General features: G+C 62.2%; 15 protein-coding genes and 1 tRNA gene. 7 read left to right on the forward strand and 9 right to left on the reverse strand.

What is annotated here, in order from left to right; translation table 11 throughout:
* Positions 1 to 43: 43 nt before the first annotated feature.
* From AAW00_RS13170 to AAW00_RS13190, 5 genes are read right to left on the reverse strand one after another with little or no spacing between them, the layout of a single operon-like run.
* Complete coding sequence (locus AAW00_RS13170; RefSeq protein WP_047004903.1) at positions 44 to 1,321, reverse strand: TRAP transporter large permease; 1,278 nt, start codon at positions 1,319 to 1,321, stop codon at positions 44 to 46.
* On the reverse strand, positions 1,321 to 1,794 hold the full coding sequence (locus AAW00_RS13175; RefSeq protein WP_047004904.1) for a TRAP transporter small permease: 474 nt from the start codon (positions 1,792 to 1,794) through the stop codon (positions 1,321 to 1,323). Before AAW00_RS13175 ends, AAW00_RS13170 begins: the two co-directional genes overlap by 1 nt.
* Positions 1,791 to 2,801: a TRAP transporter substrate-binding protein gene (locus AAW00_RS13180; protein WP_047004905.1), complete on the reverse strand. Its 1,011-nt coding sequence runs from the start codon at positions 2,799 to 2,801 to the stop codon at positions 1,791 to 1,793. Before AAW00_RS13180 ends, AAW00_RS13175 begins: the two co-directional genes overlap by 4 nt.
* Positions 2,801 to 3,568 carry a 2-keto-4-pentenoate hydratase gene (locus AAW00_RS13185; RefSeq protein ID WP_052761952.1) on the reverse strand — a complete coding sequence of 256 codons (768 nt, stop codon included), beginning with the start codon at positions 3,566 to 3,568 and terminating at the stop codon, positions 2,801 to 2,803. The genes AAW00_RS13180 and AAW00_RS13185 overlap by 1 nt, the downstream gene beginning before the upstream one ends.
* A 23-nt stretch (positions 3,569 to 3,591) precedes the next feature.
* On the reverse strand, positions 3,592 to 6,429 hold the full coding sequence (locus tag AAW00_RS13190; RefSeq protein ID WP_047004906.1) for a TonB-dependent receptor: 2,838 nt from the start codon (positions 6,427 to 6,429) through the stop codon (positions 3,592 to 3,594).
* 212 nt (positions 6,430 to 6,641) lie between these two features.
* Here AAW00_RS13190 and AAW00_RS13195 point away from each other — a divergent pair, with 212 nt between their 5' ends.
* Positions 6,642 to 8,300 carry a glycosyl hydrolase family 28-related protein gene (locus AAW00_RS13195; RefSeq protein WP_052761953.1) on the forward strand — a complete coding sequence of 553 codons (1,659 nt, stop codon included), beginning with the start codon at positions 6,642 to 6,644 and terminating at the stop codon, positions 8,298 to 8,300.
* A gap of 46 nt (positions 8,301 to 8,346) precedes the next feature.
* Here the strand turns inward: AAW00_RS13195 and AAW00_RS13200 are convergent.
* Positions 8,347 to 8,429: transfer RNA gene (locus tag AAW00_RS13200), tRNA-Leu, on the reverse strand.
* A 46-nt stretch (positions 8,430 to 8,475) separates the two neighbouring features.
* On the opposite strand from AAW00_RS13200, the gene AAW00_RS14705 reads away from it, so the two are divergent.
* The 3 genes from AAW00_RS14705 to AAW00_RS13210 all read left to right on the forward strand — a co-directional run bounded on the left by AAW00_RS14705 (position 8,476) and on the right by AAW00_RS13210 (position 12,297).
* Positions 8,476 to 9,690: a tyrosine-type recombinase/integrase gene (locus tag AAW00_RS14705; RefSeq protein ID WP_241461744.1), complete on the forward strand. Its 1,215-nt coding sequence runs from the start codon at positions 8,476 to 8,478 to the stop codon at positions 9,688 to 9,690.
* Positions 9,691 to 10,487: 797 nt separating this feature from the next.
* Entirely contained in the window at positions 10,488 to 10,847 is a 360-nt protein-coding gene (locus tag AAW00_RS13205) for a DUF305 domain-containing protein (protein WP_082125088.1), read from the forward strand.
* A 28-nt stretch (positions 10,848 to 10,875) separates the two neighbouring features.
* Entirely contained in the window at positions 10,876 to 12,297 is a 1,422-nt protein-coding gene (locus tag AAW00_RS13210) for a YncE family protein (RefSeq protein ID WP_047004907.1), read from the forward strand.
* A gap of 89 nt (positions 12,298 to 12,386) precedes the next feature.
* Here the strand turns inward: AAW00_RS13210 and AAW00_RS13215 are convergent, their stop codons facing one another.
* Both AAW00_RS13215 and AAW00_RS13220 read right to left on the reverse strand, forming a co-directional pair.
* Positions 12,387 to 13,145 (reverse strand): anti-sigma factor family protein, encoded by a 759-nt coding sequence (locus AAW00_RS13215; RefSeq protein WP_047004908.1) that lies wholly within the window; start codon positions 13,143 to 13,145, stop codon positions 12,387 to 12,389.
* Between the two features lie 2 nt (positions 13,146 to 13,147).
* The gene (locus AAW00_RS13220) at positions 13,148 to 13,672 is read right to left on the reverse strand and encodes an RNA polymerase sigma factor (protein WP_047004909.1); all 525 of its coding nucleotides are present in this window, start codon (positions 13,670 to 13,672) and stop codon (positions 13,148 to 13,150) included.
* A 575-nt stretch (positions 13,673 to 14,247) separates the two neighbouring features.
* On the opposite strand from AAW00_RS13220, the gene AAW00_RS13225 reads away from it, so the two are divergent.
* Positions 14,248 to 14,907, forward strand: coding sequence for a hypothetical protein (locus AAW00_RS13225; protein WP_156170079.1), 660 nt, complete (start codon positions 14,248 to 14,250; stop codon positions 14,905 to 14,907).
* On the opposite strand, the gene AAW00_RS15550 is transcribed toward AAW00_RS13225, so the two are convergent.
* Positions 14,904 to 15,239, reverse strand: a complete 336-nt coding sequence (locus AAW00_RS15550) for a helix-turn-helix domain-containing protein (RefSeq protein WP_082125089.1) — start codon at positions 15,237 to 15,239, stop codon at positions 14,904 to 14,906. The two genes, AAW00_RS13225 and AAW00_RS15550, sit on opposite strands and share 4 nt — an antisense overlap.
* Before the next feature lie 321 nt (positions 15,240 to 15,560).
* Between AAW00_RS15550 and AAW00_RS15080 the strand changes: the two genes are divergently transcribed.
* Together AAW00_RS15080 and AAW00_RS13230 are read left to right on the forward strand one after the other, a co-directional pair.
* Positions 15,561 to 16,475 carry a hypothetical protein gene (locus AAW00_RS15080; protein ID WP_156170080.1) on the forward strand — a complete coding sequence of 305 codons (915 nt, stop codon included), beginning with the start codon at positions 15,561 to 15,563 and terminating at the stop codon, positions 16,473 to 16,475.
* 413 nt (positions 16,476 to 16,888) lie between these two features.
* The gene (locus AAW00_RS13230) at positions 16,889 to 19,180 is read left to right on the forward strand and encodes an AAA family ATPase (RefSeq protein ID WP_241461745.1); all 2,292 of its coding nucleotides are present in this window, start codon (positions 16,889 to 16,891) and stop codon (positions 19,178 to 19,180) included.
* The last annotated feature ends 11 nt before the right edge of the window (positions 19,181 to 19,191 follow it).

The following is a 19,191-nucleotide window of genomic DNA, read 5'->3' on the forward strand; positions in this document are numbered from 1 at the left end:
CGCCGGTCTTATGGCCAAGCCGCCCGGCGGCCAAGCCCGCGCGTCAAAAATTCGCTGGCAACCACAGCGACAGGATCGGCACGTAGGTCACCAGCACCAGCGCCGCGAGCAGCGTCAGGTAGAACGGCCAGATCGTGCGAACCATGTCGGCGATCGGCAGCTTGCCCACGGCCGATCCTACGAACAGCACCGATCCCACCGGCGGGGTGACGAGGCCGATGCCGAGATTGAGCATCAGAATGATGCCGAAGTGGACGGGGTCCACGCCGCTCGCCATCGCCACGGGCAGGAAGATCGGCGTGCAGATCACGATCAGCGGCGCCATGTCCATGAAAGTGCCAAGCAGCAGCAGCATGATGTTGATGACGAGCAGCGTCATGAGCGGGTTGTCGGTCATCACGCCGATCAGCCCCGCGAGCGCGGCGGGCACTTCCAGCAGCGCCAGCGCGAATCCGAAGGCGGTCGCCGCGGCGATGATGAACAGCACCATGGCCGCCGTGCGGACGGATTGCTGCGCCGCCTCCCAGGTGCCGCGCCAGCCGAGATTGCGGTAGACCAGCGTACCGACCAGCATGGTGTAGATGACCGCCACCGCGCTACTCTCCGTCGGGGTGAACACGCCCGAAAGGATGCCGCCCATGATGATGACACCGGTCATCAGGCCGGGGATCGCGTAGAGAAAGGCGCGGGTAAAGGCGCGCCAACCGGGAAAATGGCCGCGCGGCAGGTTGCGCTTGCGGGCGACCAGCCAGGCGGTCGCCATCAGCATGAAGCCGGTCATCAGCCCCGGCACCACGCCCGCCAAGAACAGGTCGCCGATGGACACGCCGATGCCCGAGGCGGCGGCGTAGATGATCATGTTGTGGCTGGGCGGAATGAGCAGGCCGACGATGGCCGCGGTGACGGTGACGTTGACCGAGTAGTCGCGGTCATAGCCCTTCTCGTCCATCAGCGGCACCATGGTGGAACCGATGGCGCTGGCGCTGGCGATGGCACTGCCCGAGACCGCGCCGAACATCATGCTGGCTCCCACATCGACGAGGCCGAGCCCGCCGCGCACCCGGCCGAAGGCGGCATCGGCCACGCGCACCAGCCGCTCGGCTATGCCGGCCCGGTACATGAGATCGCCGGCAAAGATGAAGAAGGGGATCGCCATCAGCGTGAAGACGCTGATCCCCGCCGCCATGCGCTGCACCGCGACGATCAGCGGGATGTCGGCAACGGCGAATGTCGCCAGCGCTGCGCCGAACAGGGCAAAGGCCACCGGTACGCCCAGCGCGAGCAGGACTAAGAGGACGACGAAGAGGACGAGCACTTCCATCAGCGCGGCTCCTTCGCCTCGTTCAGCCGGACCCTGATGCGTCCGAGCGAGAACAGCGCGATCAGCACGCCCGCGAAGGGAATCACGACATAGGCCCAGGCACGGCTGATGCCGAGCGACGGGATCACGTGCTCGCGCACGTCCAGCGCCAGCGCCGTGCCGTATACCAGGAAAACGAGGCCCATCGCCGCAATCAGCAGGTGGATGGTGATGCGCAGGCGTCGCCGGGACGTGGGGGAGAAGGTCAGCTCCAGCAGCTCGATACGGATGTGGAAGCGCTCCCACACACCCGCGGCGGAAGCGAGGAAGACGTACCAGATCATCAGCAGCAAGGCCGCCTGTTCGGACCACGACGGCGAGGATTGGAGCACGTAGCGGCCGAACACCTGCCAGCCGATGATCGCCGTCATCGCCAGCAGGCCCAGCGCCCCTGCCTTGACGAGCAAGCCGGCCATGCGGTCCGCGAGCGTCATTGTCTTGCCCCCCGCTGCGAAAGAATGCGCTCGACCAGATCGCGCTGGGCGGGCGTGGTGATGTTCGCGTCCCACATTCCCGTCATGGCCTCGGCAAACGGCGCCGGGTCGACCTCGTTGACGGCGACGCCCGCCGCCAGCACGATGGCGCGGCTGGCCTCGACCTGTGCGTCCCAGAGCTGGCGCATGTAGGGGACCGAATCCCTGGCGCACTGGCGGACCGTGGCCTGGTCGGCGGCACTCAGGCCGTCCCACGTCGGCTTCGCCATCACAAAAACTTCGGGCGCGAGCAGGTGGCCGGTAAGGCTGTAATAGCGCGCGACCTCGAAGTGATGGCCGCTCTCGAAACTGGGCCAGTTGTTCTCGGCCCCGTCGATCACGCCCTGTGCCAGCGCCTGGTAAACCTCGTCGAGCGGCATCGGCACCGCGTCCGCGCCGAGCGAGCGGACCATGTCGATGTAGAGGTCCGATCCCGGCACGCGCAGCTTCAGCCCGCGCATGTCGGCGGGCGTGCGGATGGGCCGCCGGGTGTTGTAGAAGTGCCGCGAACCGGAATCGTAGAAGCACAGGCCGACAAGGCCGTGCGGGGAGAGCGAGGCGAGGATTTCCTCGCCCACGTCGCCGTCCACAACGCGGCGCAGGTGCGCGGTGTCGGAAAAGATGAAGGGCAGGGCGGCGACGATGGTCAGCGGCTCGATGGAGTTGAGCGGGGCGAGGTTGACGCGGTTGAAGTCGAGCCCGCCGAAGGTGGTGATCTCGAGCGTGTCGCGCTCGTTGCCGAGCTGGCCGCCGGCATATATCCTCAGGTCCAGCCGACCATCCGTTCGCGCGCGCAGGAGGTCGCCGAAGCGGCGCACGCCCTCGACCGTGGGATATCCTACCGGATGGGTGTCGACCGAAGTCAGCAGGCCAGGCCCGAGCTGGCGCGCGCAGCCACCCAGTCCGCCGCCGCCCAGCATTCCGGCGGCGAGCGTGCCGCCGATCATGGCCCGGCGCGACAGGCGCATCAGCCGGTCATCCCCACGAGTTCGAGCGCCACGCTGCCGAGATCGCCGAAATCGAGCACGGCACCGGCCCCCACCCCGGCCTCGTGCACGCCGGTGATGGCGCCGGAGGAGACGAAGGTGCCCGATGGCAGTGCATGACCACGCTCGTCCGCGAGCCGCCGCAGGAATGCAAGCGAGGCGAGCGCGTCGCGCGGGAAATCCTCGACCTCGCGTTCGCCCGCCAGTTCGCCGTCGATCACCGCACGCACGTGCACCGGCCGGGCGCGTGTCCGCCAGTCGATGACTTCCGGGCCGACCAGCAGGCCGTTGTTGTTGCCGAAGTCGCTGATGACCGCGACGGGGCCGTATGCGTTGATGTCGGGTATGGGGCTGGAGGCGATTTCCGCGCCGATGAACATCCGGTCCTCCTCCGGCCTCGTGCCGAGGCGGAAGACGAATTCGGGCTCGATGGCGGCGAAACCCTCGGCGAAGACCGGCATGGCGACCGGGGCCGCAGCGTCCGCTCGGCGGACGGTCATCTCGAAGATGGGCCCGGCAAGGTAGCGCTCGGCGAAACGATCGAGATAATCGGCGGGCACTCCGCCCACTTTCCAGCCGGCCACGCGGTCGTCCCAGCGGGCGATGGAATGGTCCTGCAGGCGATAGGCATCGGCCAGCGTCGAGGGCAGGCCCGAGGGTGGCCCGGGCAGGGCGCGACCTGCCGCCCTCGCCCGGACCAGTTGTGCCGAGACCGCGCGGTACCCGGCAGGGAGGTTGTCCTGCGCCATGTCGTCGGGCGAGCCAGCCGCGCTCAGAATTTCGCGCGCAGGCCGAGGAAGTAGCGCGTGCCCGAAAAGCTGGCTTCGGCCAGGCTGTCGCGGACGGGGCGATACATCAGGTTCGGCTCGTCGAGGATGTTGAGCAGCGAGAAGCGGACCTCCACGTTGTCGGCAAGATCGTAGCTGGCCGAGAAATCGAGGAAGCCCTGGTCTTCGGTGAAGCGGTTGGAGGTGGAGCGGAACGGCTTGAAGTAATCAGAGCGCCACTTGTAGGCGATGCGCGCGTTGAACGGGCCGGTTTCGTAGAACAGCGTCGCGTTGGCGCTGTGGCGCGAATAGCCGGGGATGTTCGCGGGCGTGGTGAAATCGGCCAGCGATTCGCCATTCGCGCCGATCGATGGATCGGGGAATTCGAAATTGCTGTCGGCGAAGTTGTAGCTCGCCTGGAAGCCCAGCCCGAAGTCGAACTGGTGCTGCGCGGTGATCTCGAAGCCGTAGATGCGGCTGGAGTCGTCGGAATTGACCGTGCGCGCGATCTGCACGTCGGTCGGCGTGCCGTCGACGATCAGCTGGAGGGTGCTGACCTGTGTGTCGAAACCGGTCTGCAGGCTCTTGTAATATCCCGCCAGCGACAGCGAGGTGGTGGGCCCGGCGTACCATTCGAGCGAGACGTCGCCGTTCCAGCTCTGCAACGGCTCGAGGAAGGGGTTGCCCGAGGCGGAGACCGCCTCGCCCACGCTGAAGGCATCGGATTCACTCGAGATCGCGAGCGCCGCACTGTAGCCTTCGGGATCGGGCCGGGCGATGGCGCGATAGGCGGCGAGGCGCAGCAGCAGCTCGGGGTTCAGCTCCAGCGACAGGTTGGCGCTCGGCAGCACGTTCCAGAAGGTGTTGCGCTCGGTGTTGACCGTGGGCGTGCCGACGGGCGTGATATTGATGGTGGCGGGGTCGGAGCCGGGCGAGGTCGCCAGCGCGCTGCTGACGCCGAGCGAGGTGATCTCGGTGCGGATCACGCGCACGCCGAAGTCTCCCTGCGCGGGCAGGCCGAACAGCTCGGTCTCCAGGTTGCCCTGCAGGTAACCGGCCCAGGTCTGCTCGGTCACGTCGGTATCGTCGCTCGACAGGGTGGAGCCGATCGGCAGGCCGGCATCGGGATCGCCGGTCAGCGCCAGGAACAGCCGCGTCGGGTCCCACGCGGCGAAGGTGAGGCCCTGCATTGGCGTGTTCGCGCCCTGGTAGAAATTCTCGATCGGGAAGACCTGCCGGGCGTCGACCGCGTCGGCGCTGAAGATGTTGCCGACGAGCTGGATCGGATTGCTGGCATCGTCGCTGCTGCGGTCGATGCCGTCGTCGCGCACCCGGTGCCGGTCGGCATAGCGCACGCCCATCTGGATGGAGCTGAGCGCGCCGTCGAGTTCGTAGCGCCCGTCGAGGCGGAACGACAAGATATCGTCGTCGACGTTCTCTTGCCGCCGCCGCACGCGCAGGCCCTCGGTGTACTGGTCGTAGTTGTTGAGATCGAAGGGCTGCTTCGTGCGGTTTTCCACCGCGCTGACGTTGGTGAAGGTCAGCTCGGGCACCTCGAATCCGCGGAAATCGAGCTGGAAGTCGACGCGGTCCTGCGTGCGGATGCGCATGTCGAGCTCGTCGCGGCGGCGCTGGGTCTGCGAATAGCCCGCGTCGAACGCAAGTGTCAGCCGGTCGCTCATCTGCCATTCGATGTTCCCGCCAAGGCCGATGTATTCCTCGGTCTGATCCTGCCGGAAGGGATTGAGCTCCACGCGGGTGTTGCCGGTGTAGGCCAGCAGCGCGCCCATCTCGCTCACCTCGATGGGGGCGATGTTGCGGCGCCCGTCGGAGATGATGAGGTTCTGCCGATCCTCGGAATCGTCGCGGTACGAATATTGCCCGTCGATGTTGATATCGATGTCGGGCGTGGGCTGCCACTGGATCGCACCGATCACGGCGTCACGGTCGGTCTGGGTTTCCAGCGCCCGGTAGATGTACTGGTTGGACACGAAATAGGTATCCGACAGTGGGCTGCCCTGGGTGGGCGCATAGTTGGCGCAGTTGCCGGTGAAGGCCCGCCGGTTGTCGCTGCGGATGGTGACGTTGTTGATGGTGTTGCAGACCGAGTAGGTCGAGCTGGTGGTAAAGAAATCCTCGGGCGAGGTGTCGCGGCGGATCTGTGCGCCGATGGCCACGCCGAGCTCGCCATCGCCGAGCTGGAACTGGTCGATCCACGATCCCGTGAGCCGGTAGCTGAGCGGATCGCCCTGGCGCACGCGGTCCTCGTAGTCGCTGTAGCCGACCTGGCCCTGCACCTGGATGCGGCTGCGGCCGTAATCGAGCGGGCGCAGCGTCTGCAGTTCGATGATGCCGGAAACGCCGCCTTCGATGAAGCTTGCCTGCTGCGACTTGTAGACGATGGCGCCGTTGATCAGCTCGCTGGGGAACTGGCCGTAGTTGACGTCGCGTCCGTCGCTGCCCGAGGTCACCTCGCGCCCGTTGAGCACGCTGGAGCCGAGGAAGGCGCCCAGACCGCGGACGGACAGCTCCGACGCGCCGCCCTTGAAGCGGTCGGAGGTGACGCCGACGATGCGCTCCAGCGTCTCCGCCACCGAAAGGTCGGGAAGGTCGCCGATGTCCTCGCCCACGATGGCATCGCCGATCACGCCGAGCTCGCGCTTGGTGTCGAGCGAGTTCTCGATGGTGCGGGCGATGTCGCCGGTGACGATGATGGCGTTCTCTTCCTGCAGCACGTCCTCGACGACGGTCTCGTCCTCGGCCGGCGGAGCGACCTGCGCCTGCGCGGCGACCGGCAGACACAAGGCGGCCGAGGCCAGCATGGCGCCGCGCAAGGCGGCCAAGGGCCTGCGGGCACACGTGGCATCGTTGATCGAAAGGTACGACATATTCTCTCCCTCCAGATACGTTTCCCGGGCACGATGGCCAATCGGGCGGGTCTTTTGACACCGGTTACCTAATTATTTGACACCGGTGACAATCGAGGTCAATACCCTTTGCAAACAAAGCTTGGAGAGATGTTGCGATGAGGCACGTGATGCGGCGAACGGGCAGGATGGTCGCGGGCCTGGCGGTGGTGATGGGAACGCCGGCTGCACAGGCGCAGGATACCGCTGCCGAGGTTCCGGCCATTCTCGGAACCGGTGATATCGGGCGCGACGATTACCTGCCCGACTTCTCCTACGCCGGTTACGAGTACGGCGTCGCACCCATACCCCACGTTGCGCGCGAGATTGCCGTTGCCGAATACGGCGCGGTGCCGGACGACGGCATCGACGACAGCGCCGCCATCCAGCGCGCCCTCGCCGCCGCCCACGCCCTGACCGGCCCGGTGCGCGTGCAGTTCGCACCCGGTCGCTACATCCTTTCGGACATCCTGTGGATCGAGCGCAGCGGGATCGTGGTTGCCGGCATGGGCAGCGGGGAGGGCGGAACCGAGCTCTACATGCCGCGCCCGCTCAACCAGATGGACGACGACGGCACGCTCGACGAACTGCGCCAGTACCTGGTGCAATACGACAAGCGCGAGCGCCAGCGCGACGCCAACCTCGACGTGCTGTTCTCCGAATGGAGCTGGAGCGGGGGCTTCATCTGGACTCGCTTTCCCGGCGGGAGGCACGCCACCTACCTCGACGAGTACGACCCGCCGATCGAGACCGTCGCGACGATCCGCTCCGGCGCGCGCGGCACGCGCGAGATCGAGGTGGTCGACCCTGCCGCACTCGCGGTCGGCGACGTGCTGCAGATTCACTGGCACAACCGGGCGGGTGAGAACGGGCCGCTTATCGCCTCCATCTATGGCGAGGATCGCGAGGGCTTCCCCGTCGGTGATCGCCACTGGATGCTGCCAGACCGTCCGCTCGTGCGCCAGGCGACGCGGATCGAGGCGATTGCCGGCACCCGCGTGACCATCGCCGACCCGCTGCTGCACGATGTCTCGGACGCACTGCCCGCCTATTTCGCGAAGTGGGACCACATCAGCGATGTCGGCATCCAGGATCTCGCCTTCGTCTTCCCGCCCAGCCCCTACTTCGGGCACCACAACGAAGCAGGCTTCAACGCCATCTACTTCACCGGCGTGCACAACGGCTGGATCAGCAACCTCAGGATCGAGAACGCCGACAGCGGCGTCTTGACCGACGACCTCGCCGCCGTGACGATTGCCGACGTCGTCACCGAGGGCGATCACCCGGCGCATTACGCCGTGCACATGGGCAACGTGCACAACGTACTCGTCACCGGCAACGAGGTGTTCAACCCGACGGTGCACACTTTCAGCTTCAATACCCAGGCGACGCGCTCGGTCTACCATCGCTCGACCGGGTGGGAGCAGCCAACGCTCGATCAGCACGCCGGGGCGAACCACCAGAACCTCTACGACGACATGACCGTACACGTGCGCGCGGCAGCGGGGGACGACGGCGAGGGTTCGTCCTACGAACTCTTCAAGGCCGGCGGTGCAGGCTACTGGGTGCCGGGGCACGGGCGGTACAACACCGTGTGGAACCTCAGCGTCGTGGTCGAGAGCGGCGCGGCGCCGGGCGAGACGGTGACGCTGGTGGAAAACAGCGGCGGCCCGGACGCGCGGCTGGTGGGCACCCATGGCAATCGCCCGCTGGCGATCGACTACGAGCCCGCTCCCTACATCGAGGGTCTGAACCAGCGACAGCTGGCGGTGCCCTCGCTACTCGATTTCCAGCTCCGCCGCCGCTGAGGGCCGTCACAAGAAGAGAGCGCCCGTTGGCCGATCACTGGTAAAATGGTGGGCGCGGCAGGGATTGAACCTGCGACCCCACCCGTGTGAAGGGTGAAGATCTGTACTTCTGCGAACGTGCACGCACTCGTAATCTTCGTGAAACCAGTACCTTGCGGTTCGCCCGAATTCGCCTATGTTTTTCATGTTTTTTTCATGGATTGGCGGGTGGACTTTCTGCGTGGTGGATTTGAGCAAAATCGGCAACCGTGAAAAGTTGAAACCGAGGGCGGGGGACGAGCCACACTGGCAGCGACTGAGGGCAGGGGCCTACCTCGGATATCGGCCCTCTAAACGGCAGGGTCCCGGTAAGTGGTTTGCTCGTGCCTATGATCCGGATACGGAAAAGTACCGTCGAAAGGCGCTTGGCGATTACGGTACTCTCACGGGGCACGATGTGTTCGGTACCGCCCGAAGAGATGCAGAAGCCTGGGCCGAACAGATCGAAAGCGGCGGCATTCGTGCCGAGAAAATTGAGACAGTTGCTGATGCCTGCCGGTCCTACCTTCAACAAAGGCCGGGCTCGATAGCGGAGGGGGTTTTCAGGCGACATGTTTTCGACGATCCGATCGCGGGCGTGAAGCTCGACAAATTGCGTCGCCATCACCTGCGCGAGTGGCGCAATCGACTTAAGGATGCTCCGGCTCTAGTAAGCCGAAGCACTAAGGGGCCGAAGCGAACCAAGGTTCGGTCCTCATCGACGATCAACAGAGACATGGTTCCGCTGCGGGCTGCCCTAGGGCGGCTTCTTACGCCCGGCGCACCCAACACCGACGCTGCATGGCAGGAAGCACTGAGACCGATAAAAGGCGCAGACAAGCGCCGCGAATTATATCTCGACCGAAACGAACGAATGAGGCTGTTGCAGGCTGCTGACGAGGCGGTGGTGCCCTTCATGCGAGCGCTTTGCATACTTCCGTTGCGCCCAGGAGCGTTGGCCAGCTTGAAGGCCAGCCATTTCGACGCGCGGACTCGCACTTTGACAATTGGGAAAGATAAGACCGGCCGCCCGAGGCAAATCTCCGTACCTGAAACCGTTGCTAAATTCTTGGAGCAACAATGCCTGGGCAGGCTTCCAAAGGCGCCCATGTTCTCGCGCGCTGATGGAAGAGAATGGACCAAGGATTCTTGGAAAGGGCCGATCAAGGATGCCGCTGCTGGAGCCAAGTTGCCCCAAGCCGTGGCGGCTTATACATTGCGCCATAGCGTACTCACAGACCTTATAAGGGACGGTTTACCTGTTTTGACAGTGGCGCAGCTATCCGGAACTAGTGTGGCGATGATTGAACGTCATTATGGGCATCTCGTTCGCAGGGATGCAGAAGATGCCTTGGCTCGACTGGCGCTTTAGCATCCATCAGGTGAGGGTCAGCTATTGGGCCGATAGCTGACCATCCGCTTGCGATGAGCTTTCATTCAAGTTGGCCGGTTCGATCAGGGCACGGGCGGATAGCGAACAGACCTCTCGACAATGGCTGCCTCAAAGCAAATCATGCGGTCGGACCGGCCTGGCCTTCGATGACATACTCGGCGCCGGTGATCGTGGTCGCGCGACTGTACGCGAGAAATTACGACCAAGCTGACAACCTCTTCGGGTGTTGAGGGCTGTCCAATCGGCACGCGGCCGATGTACCCCATCATCATCTCCCTTCCCGCGGCAATGTCACCACTGTGCTTGATTGCTCTGCGCGTCACCAAGTTGATCGAAGCCTTGCTTCGTACTCCCGTTCGATACGGTCGAATTGAGCGGTCTGGAATTCAACGTCGGCTTAACGGTCATCGCCCGACCTGATGTCAGGCGCGCATTTCGCAATGCCGGGACCGTGACGATGAGGCTGGTTAGCGTCGCTGGCGCCGCCACCACACTTTCTTTAAAGCTGTTGAAGAGGCGGACCGGGAGCAGCCGTTCTTGGCGATAGTTCCGCAAGATGCCGGCGAACAGGTCGGCCGCATCGGCGCGGTAACCGACAGCCGGTTCGATCCACCCACCGCTTGACGCATATCGAGTGGGCGGCTGGCACGAACTGCTAGAACGGGGGCTTCACTTCGTTTGGCCGGTAGTGCCTGAGCTTTTTTTACGGCCGTGGGAATAAACCGGGGCCGGCGGGTGTCTGACCTTTCGAACCGCCGATCAGAAAGTCACACCATATGAAGCTGCGTCATCTCATTCTAGCCGCCGGATGCCTTCTGCTAGGAGCAGCGGCCGGCAATGCGGCCCCGCCCGCCACTTCGTTCGCCGAAGCGATGAACGCCGCGATGATGCGCATGATGACCGACATGCACGTCGCGCCGACCGGCGATGTCGACCGTGATTTTGTCAACATGATGATTCCCCATCACCAGGGCGCGATCGACATGGCAATTGGCGAACTGCAGTACGGGAAGAACCCGGTGCTGCAGCGGATCGCAAGGGAAATTATCGTCAATCAGCAGCAGGAGATCGCCGCGATGCGTATGGCGGTCGGCGATCCGCTGCCGCCTTCGGCTCCTGTCCCCACCCAGCAATGACCCCGCTATCGACTGCAAGGAATTTGATATGAAGACAGCCCACCTTCTGGCCCCGCTGGCCATGCTGATCGCCGCACCCGCGCTTGCTGGCGATCCGGAGCAGGCACCTTACGACACCCATGTCCCCGCCAGCCATCGCGATCGCGTCTATGCCGCCGAACAGTTCTCGAACACCGTTTCGGTCAGCGATCCCGTCGATGGCACGATGCTAGGCGTCATCCGCCTGGGCGATCCGCAGCCGCAGAATTTCAGTCCGCTCTACAGGGGGCAAGTACTGGTCCACGGGATTGGTTTTGCGCCTGATGGCCAGACGCTGGCGGTGGTCTCGATCGGGTCGAATTCGGTAACGTTCATCGATACTGCTACGAATACGGTAAAGCATACGACCTATATTGGGCGCTCCCCGCACGAGGCGTTTTATACCCCTGATGGCAGGGAGGTGTGGGTAACAGTGCGCGGCGAAGACTACATCTCTGTCCTCGACCCCGTCAGCTATCTTGAAACCGCCCGCCTGCCGACACCCGGCGGGCCGGGCATGATGATGTTCTCGCCCGATGGGAAGTACGGTTACGTCTGCTCGTCATTCAATCCCGAGCTGGTCGTTTACGACGTGGCAAGCCACGAGCAGATTGGCTCGGTCGAGCAGCCCAGCCCGTTCTGTCCCAACATCGCCGTGACGCCCGATGGCAGGCAGGTCTGGTACACGCTGAAAGATATTGGCAAGACCGTCGTGATCGACGCCCTGCCGCCCTTCGACACGATCACGGTGCTCGATACCGGTCCGATCACGAACCACGTCAACATTGCCAATACCCGCGAAGGCATGATGGCATATGTCACCGTCGGGGGTCTGAACGAGGTCAAGGTCTTCCGCACCGACGATTTCTCTCAGGTCGCAACCATCCCGGTTGGCCATCTGCCGCACGGGGTATGGCCTTCGGGTGACGGTAGGTCTGTCTTCGTCGGCTTGGAAAACGACGACCAGCTAGTGAAGATCGACACTGACACCAACCAGGTCGTGGCAACCATACCCATCGGCCAGGCCCCACAGGCCGTAGTCTATGTGCCCAATGCCGTGCCTGAGGGCATAAGCGGCACCGACAATCTCGCTCCGCTGGGTGTTGCGGGAAATTCGACGAGCTTGATTCTCGCTCACGGCGACGATGATATCTCGACCGTCGCGCTATTCGACCAGGGACTGGTGCAAGTCCTTCAAGGCTCCGTCACTGGTCTGATGCCGGGCCAGATGTACGAGCTGGTCTTGGTCGAAAACGCCGACGGGAGCGGCGCGGCAGAGCCGATCGCCAGCTTCAAGGCCAACCCCGCCGGCGGTGCGATCGTCAATGCGACCGGTCCGATACGTCAGATCGTGCAGGGTGATGGGGGAACAGTTCGCCGATATCTGGCCATCCGGGATGCCACCGGGACTATCGTCCAGCTCCAGAGATAACGGCGCCCGGGTCGCACCGCTGAGGAAGAGGGGCTCTCAGTCCCAAAAAACCCGAGGGGCCCTCTTCCACGTTTCTGTTTCCCTCTCTGCTACACCTGCTGGCGAGCGACCGCAGCAATATTGATGAGATGGTCGGAGGCCAGCGGCCCCACCACGCTGTAGCCGAGCCCGTCGCGCGACCAGCTCGCGGCGTTGAGCCCGCGCTTGCTATCGCGGCGCATGGGAGCGTTCTTGTCGATTGCCATGTTCCGGCTCAGCATGACGATGCGCGTCCCGCTGCCATTATCGAACATGTAGAGCGCCGCGGGTCCGTGGGGAGTTGCGACGAGCCTTCCGCCAATGAAGGTGAAACCGGCGCTGCTGAGGTCCGGAATGGCAACAGGCCGGTCTAGGCGCTGTGACGCCCAGCTGACGAGCTGCCTGCTATCGCTTGCGGCGATTTCGGTGGGCCTCCCCCGGTCGGCGGCAAACACCGCGAAGCTGTCGGCCGCCTCCGCCGCGAGCGAGGCAATTCCGGCCGTCGGCCGGGACGTATAGTCGTTGAGCAGCCATCCACCTGCACCGCCCGAAACCATCAGCAGGACGGCCGCTGCAACCGCTCGCCACTGCATTTGCGCCGGGGCACGATTGCCTTCGATCATCCCTGCAACCGACAATCGAGCAGGAATGGGTTCCTGGGCTATCGGAGCCAACGCACTGCGCAACCATTCTCGCTGACGCATGTCCTCTTCTACGCGATCCTTCACGTCTGAATGCTGTTCAAGATAAGCCTGCACGTCTTTATGACGCCGGGCGTCCAGCGCCCGGTCAACATACGCAGTCAGGTCGTCCTCGGAGATCGGGCGCATCGTCACTTCACACGTCGCAATCGGACGGCGGTGTCCGCTGGTGGCACTGTCTCGCTTGCGGCAAGCTCGCTTCGCAAACGGCTGCGCGCTCGCGACAGTCGCGACATCACGGTGCCGAGCGGAATATCGAGCACCTCCGCGGCCTCGGCGTAACTAAGGTCCTCCACCGATACGAGGAGAAGGACAGCGCGCTGCTCTGCCGGCAAGGCGTTCATCGCTTTCACGACATCCAGACAATGTATGGCCTGATCTTGCGCTGCCTCATGGGAGAAAGCCATTTCGGGCGCCTCCTCGATCGACAGGTGCGGGCCGCGGCTAGCGGTCTCGCGCAGGCGGTTGACTGCAAGGTTGTGGCATATCGTAAACAGCCATGCCCGCGGCTCCCTGTCGTCACGGCGCTGGTGCCATCGTGAGATCGCGCGCTCCAAGCAATCCTGAACCAGGTCGTCGGCTGCGGCGCGGTCACGCAGCATGGATCGGGCATAGCGTCGCAGACCCGGTATTGTCGGATCGATGAGTGTAATCATCTCGTTGCGACGTTTGATAACCGTTCCTTTTCGCCAAGAGGCAGACTTAGAAGATGACAGCCGCTGGGCCGGAAAAATTCGGTTGCACGCGGAAAGACTAGGGCCCGGGGGGCGAAAGTTCGAATTGATGCCCTCCCTTGATCGGGAAGTCGATAGACTGATACCACAAGGCAGCTTTCAGGAAACTTGGTCGTGACTCTGATCGGCCGGAATGAGGGCGCGTGACTGCCGTCCGCTCCAAACTGAACGAACGGCAGCTTTCGGGTCGCGTCGGCGGCGTCTCGGATGGCCGATATGAGGGCGCGAAGCTGCCGTTGCCGTCCCGCTGACAGCTTGGTGCGCTGACCGCCATGTGGGATTTGTCATGAACTATACTCATGCCGCCTAGAGCCACAGAGAGCACCAACGTCGCACCCTGAGCGAACCTCCTTTTAACGGTGCCTGGCCGGGTCGCCGCCATGCGTTCCACAACAGCCTATTTGCCCTCAGACGTTAAGCTCAAGGTTGTTCGATCCGATAGATGTTCGTCGCCACGGTCGCCCGGTTCACGACTGTAAACAGCACGCGCCAGCACGGTGGCGAGAAGAAAGAAGAAGCTTCGTGGAACTCAAATCGACCGCCGCCGCCGCCGCGAGGATCGAAAGGCCCAGCGGCGATATCGACAGATGTTGGGCTCGGAGCCCGGCGAAACCGACCGGCGTGCTAAAAGAGCGCTGGAAGCAGTCGAGCGATACGGCGAGGTCGCCGGAGCAGATATCAACGTCGCACTGCCCGAGATGCTGTCCGACATCATGCACTTGTGCGACCGAACAACGATGTGGAATGAATTTGGCGCCGCGCTGGAACGGGCGAGGCTGCATTATAACGAGGAGATCCTCACCGATTTGTCCGAGGAGGCCAATCGCTTTCAGAATGCCTGCCCGGCGGTACCCAGAGAGGGTAAGGCGAAGCTCATCAGCACATCAGGAGTACCGCGCAGTAGCGCGGCGCAAAGGAATGAGGGGAGGCTGATCGTGCCGCCCGATCCCGAGGGACTCAACGACCAGTGGGCTACATTCTCGCTGGAAGCGACACGGGCGTTTCAAAGGTGCAGCCGCACCGATCGGGGGGCTGCACTTGGCGACCTGCTGGCCGCCTTGATGCATTTATGTGACCGAGACCCCCGGTATGGGGACTTCGACGCGGAGCTCGCCTTGGCGCACTGGCACTATCAAGAATCCACGGCAGCCGATTAGCCATCAAAAGCGACGCGTCTTTCCACGTATGCATGGATGCTGGACAGCAAGATCAGGCGACGCCTACCACAACGGAACGTATCAAGTTCATTCGCGCGCATTAGGTCGAAGACGGTTGTGCGACTTACCGACAACAGCCGTTGTGCCTCGGCAACTCCTACTGCGATTGGCGGCCCGCCAGGCGTTTTTTCCAAGGGCCCAAGCTGGTCGCGCTGTCGCTTATTCGGCAAAAGAACGGTTGGACCATAGGGATGGTACAACGAGAGCCCACGAAAAGCAGCTTCAGAAAGATAATACGACACATTTACCTCGCACACCAAGATTCCAACCATTGGTGCGCAGACCTATACCTCGCAACGCGGGGATGGGTGTCGCTGAACAACAACTCTAGGGCATCAGACACGCTGACGAAAGGGTGAAAGGGCCGGAAAAATCACTTTTCGTCTCATCTGAATTATAGCACCGCCTGCCGCAAAAAGTCCAAATTCCGTCTCATTGGAAAAAACCGACTGTAATTATCTCCGCATCCACGTTTTCGCCTGGTCAAGGGAGCGCTCGTCGGTCCCTGCGGATGCTTCTGATCGATGCCTCGCGCGCATTATGCGCGCGTGCGCGTTGTTCAACCACTTTCCCAGCACGACCGTGAGACCACCATGCAAAAGCCTATCGATCGCAGAGGCGCACGCGATACCGCATATGCCGTCCGCCACACCGTCAAACTTATTCGCACCTCGCAGGAGTACGCCAGTCTCTCAACACCACTGCAAAGCTTTCTTGATGCTCAACTTGACGGTCCGGCCCGAATTGACGGGACAACCCCTTCCTCAGCGCTGCCCGCACGGTTGGTCTCGACCCAGGTTCTCCAGGCAGTTGCCCAGCTTCACTTCAACGATTTGCTAGGACGGAATCGTGAACCCTTTTTGGGGACTTTCAGCTTTCTGAACGGAGAGACCGGCATCGGTGACTGCTTGCGCAATGTTCAAACTACGTTTTCAAGAGTTGAAGCCGCGCTAGAGCATTTCGGGCTCGAAGGGGTCCTAATTCCCGACATCGATATCCTACTGCCTGCGCCGAGCGAGCAGCCCATTGTGGCGTTCCATTTGCATGGCATTCTTACAGGAACCGAAGGCCGCAAGGTCAGGTTGAGGAGAACCGCTGAAAGGATTGAAAAACAGATCGGGTGGGACTCTCGGCTACCCGACGCCATAAGGCTGCGCGGTAAGTTGCCTGGCGATCTGCGCCTTCATGCCGAGAATATCGCCACCTATGCAGGTAAGTTCGTAGCAGCGCCAAAGGTGCCCTACGAAAAGGGGGGGAATGTGTGTTGGAGGCGTGACAGAGGTTCGAATTCAGCATTTCTTGCCATCGGCGCTCTGTGCGCTTGGTCGCAGATTCCTCTACTCCGAATGGTTAAGCCCATTGGGACATTTGGAAAGAGCTTTCAGTCAAGCTGGTTGCGAAAGATGCGCGTTGCTCGGCGAGTGGGACAGGAGGTTCCGGAATACGCACCCAACGATGAATTTTGCAATTGGAACGAGATACTGTGTCGGTTTCGACAGTCCTCCTAGGAGGAATGTGGCGCGTGTGACGCGATTTTCGGGTTCATGGTTTAATAGACCGTCTTCTTAAACATCAAAGTCATGTCTCAGCTGTCAGCTTAGAGTGCCTGATCACAGATCTCACGACATCGATAAAATGTTATAGATTATTACAATTTACACGATGGAAGGCCTGTCCTACGCTCTAATCTCGGCAATTCGACTTCAGAATGCCGCGCCTTTACGAGCGCCGAAAAACGCAGAACAGCGCGCGTCATCTCCCTGTCGTCTAGAGTCCACCGACATGCGAGCGATCATCGTTCAATACCGAAATGGCCGCGCAAAGCAGCGCGATCACCGTTTAAAGGCAGTCACTGGCAGGAGCGAGCCCACTGCTTTTTATCCACGATGTGCCCGGCTATGCGGAAGAGAGCGGAGATAAAATGATGATCGAGCGTTTCCAACTTCTACGCAACGTAGGGCAATTCAACTCTGTTTCCGAAGGCGCGCATCTTCCACTGACCAGGCTGAACCTAATCTATGCCGAAAACGGTCGTGGAAAGACAACGCTCGCCACGATCCTCAAATCTCTAAGCACTGGCGACTCCGCAGCCGTGATGGAGCGGCGGCGTCTCGGTTCCAACAACCCTCCACATATAATCATAGCCTTAGCTGGTCAAAGCGACGCCATTTTTCAGAATGGGTCTTGGTCATTCACCGAACCCGATGTCGTCGTGTTCGATGACGCCTTCGTCGCCGCCAACGTCTGCTCGGGCATGGCCATTGAAACGGCGCACAAGCAAAACCTTCACGAGTTGATCCTGGGCGCCCAGGGCGTCCTTCTCAACGCCGCGCTGCAAAAGCATGTTGTCGCCGTTGAAGAACACAACCGGGCCTTGCGGCAAAAGAGCGACGCCATACCCGCTGGTGCTCGTGGTCCGCTCACGGTCGATAGGTTTTGCGGCCTAGCGCTCGATCCAGACATCGATGCCAAGCTAGAAACCGCGCGCAGAAACCTGGCTGCGGCGAAATCGGCTGATGCGGTTCGATCGCGGGCGGAGTTCCTAGCGCTCTCGCTTCCAGCGTTCGATATGGATGCCATCGATACCCTATTGGCTCGAACATTGCCGGATCTCGAAGCCGATGCCGCCGCGCGGGTGCGCGACCATCTGCGGCGGTTGGGGAAGGGCGGCGAGGCGTGGGTTGGCGAAGGCATGGGCCGCGTCGCCAGCGTATCCGCGGATCGGACCGGGGAAGTATGCCCTTTTTGCGCGCAAGACCTAGCTGGCTCGCTTCTCATAGGTCATTACCAAGCCTATTTCAGCGAGGCCTACAACGCGCTCAAGCGAGCGATCACGCATGTAGGTCAAGGTATAAATACCACGCACGGCGGCGATGCTCCCGCCGCCTTCGAGCGTTCGGTCCGGGTCGCGAGTGAAAATCGCGAGTTCTGGAAGACCTTCACCGACATTCCTGCTGTCGAGGTCGACACCGCCGCAATCGCGCGGGACTGGAGCGCGGCCCGCGAAGCAGTCTTGACGGTCCTACGCGCTAAAGCCGCAGCTCCGCTCGAAGCAATGTCCCTTTCGACCGAGGCGCGCACGGCGATCGATAGGCACCATGAACACCGCGAGGCGATCAGCATGCTGTCGAACACGCTGCTCGCTCGCAACGACGCGATAGGGGTCGTAAGGGAAAAGGCCAGTGGCGCGAATGTCGCCACTCTGTCGAGCGATCTGGAGAAGCTTACCGCAGTAAAAGCTCGTCACGAAACCGCGACAGCCGTGCTTTGCGACGATTATCTCTCGGAAAAGGCGTCAAAGGCGAAAACCGAGAAACAGCGGACCGCAGCTCGAGCTGCCTTGGATCAGTATCGGAAGGATATCTTCCCGGCCTATGAAACTGCGATCAATGACTATCTCGCGCGCTTCAACGCTGGTTTTAGGCTCGGTTCGGTCACATCGGTGAACAATCGAGGCGGGTCGAGCGCGACCTACAATGTGCTCATCAACAATGTCGAAGTCGCCCTGACCGGGGATGGTGGTCCGTCGTTTAAGAACACGCTTAGCGCAGGAGATAGGAACACCTTGGCGCTGGCGTTCTTCTTCGCCTCCCTCAATCAGGACGCCCGATTGGCGAACAAGCTAGTAGTAATCGATGATCCCATGACGAGCCTGGACGAACACAGACGATTGACCACGATCCAGGAAATGCAGCGCCTGTATGATCGAGTTAGCCAAATGGTCGTGCTTTCGCACTCGAAGCCGTTCCTGTGCTCGATATGGGAGAGTGCCGACAAGGCGACGCGCTCCGCCATGCGGATCGCGAGGGATGGCCGTGGCTCGAAACTCGCCACTTGGGATATTCGACAGGATAGCGTTACCCAGCATGACCGACGGCACCAACTGGTGCGCCATTATATCCGCACCGGAGATGATGCCAACGAACGGGAAGTCGCCGCAGCGCTACGGCCGATCCTGGAGGCGTTCATGCGCGTCGCGCACCCCGAAAGATTTCCTCCAGGATCGCTGCTCGGCCCCTTCATAGATGTTTGTCGGCAACGACATGGACGGGCCGACGAAGTTCTTTCGCCGGGGGACACGGCCGAACTGCGCGCGCTCCTCGATTACGCGAACAGATTTCACCATGACTCCAATCCGGCTTGGGAAACCGCCGTCGTCAACGATCAAGAGTTATTGGATTTCGCCACGCGGACATTGAATTTCGCGCGCTAGAACCGGGGAGG

The organism is Aurantiacibacter luteus (genome assembly GCF_001010945.1).
Classification (GTDB): Bacteria; Pseudomonadota; Alphaproteobacteria; order Sphingomonadales; family Sphingomonadaceae; genus Alteraurantiacibacter; species Alteraurantiacibacter luteus.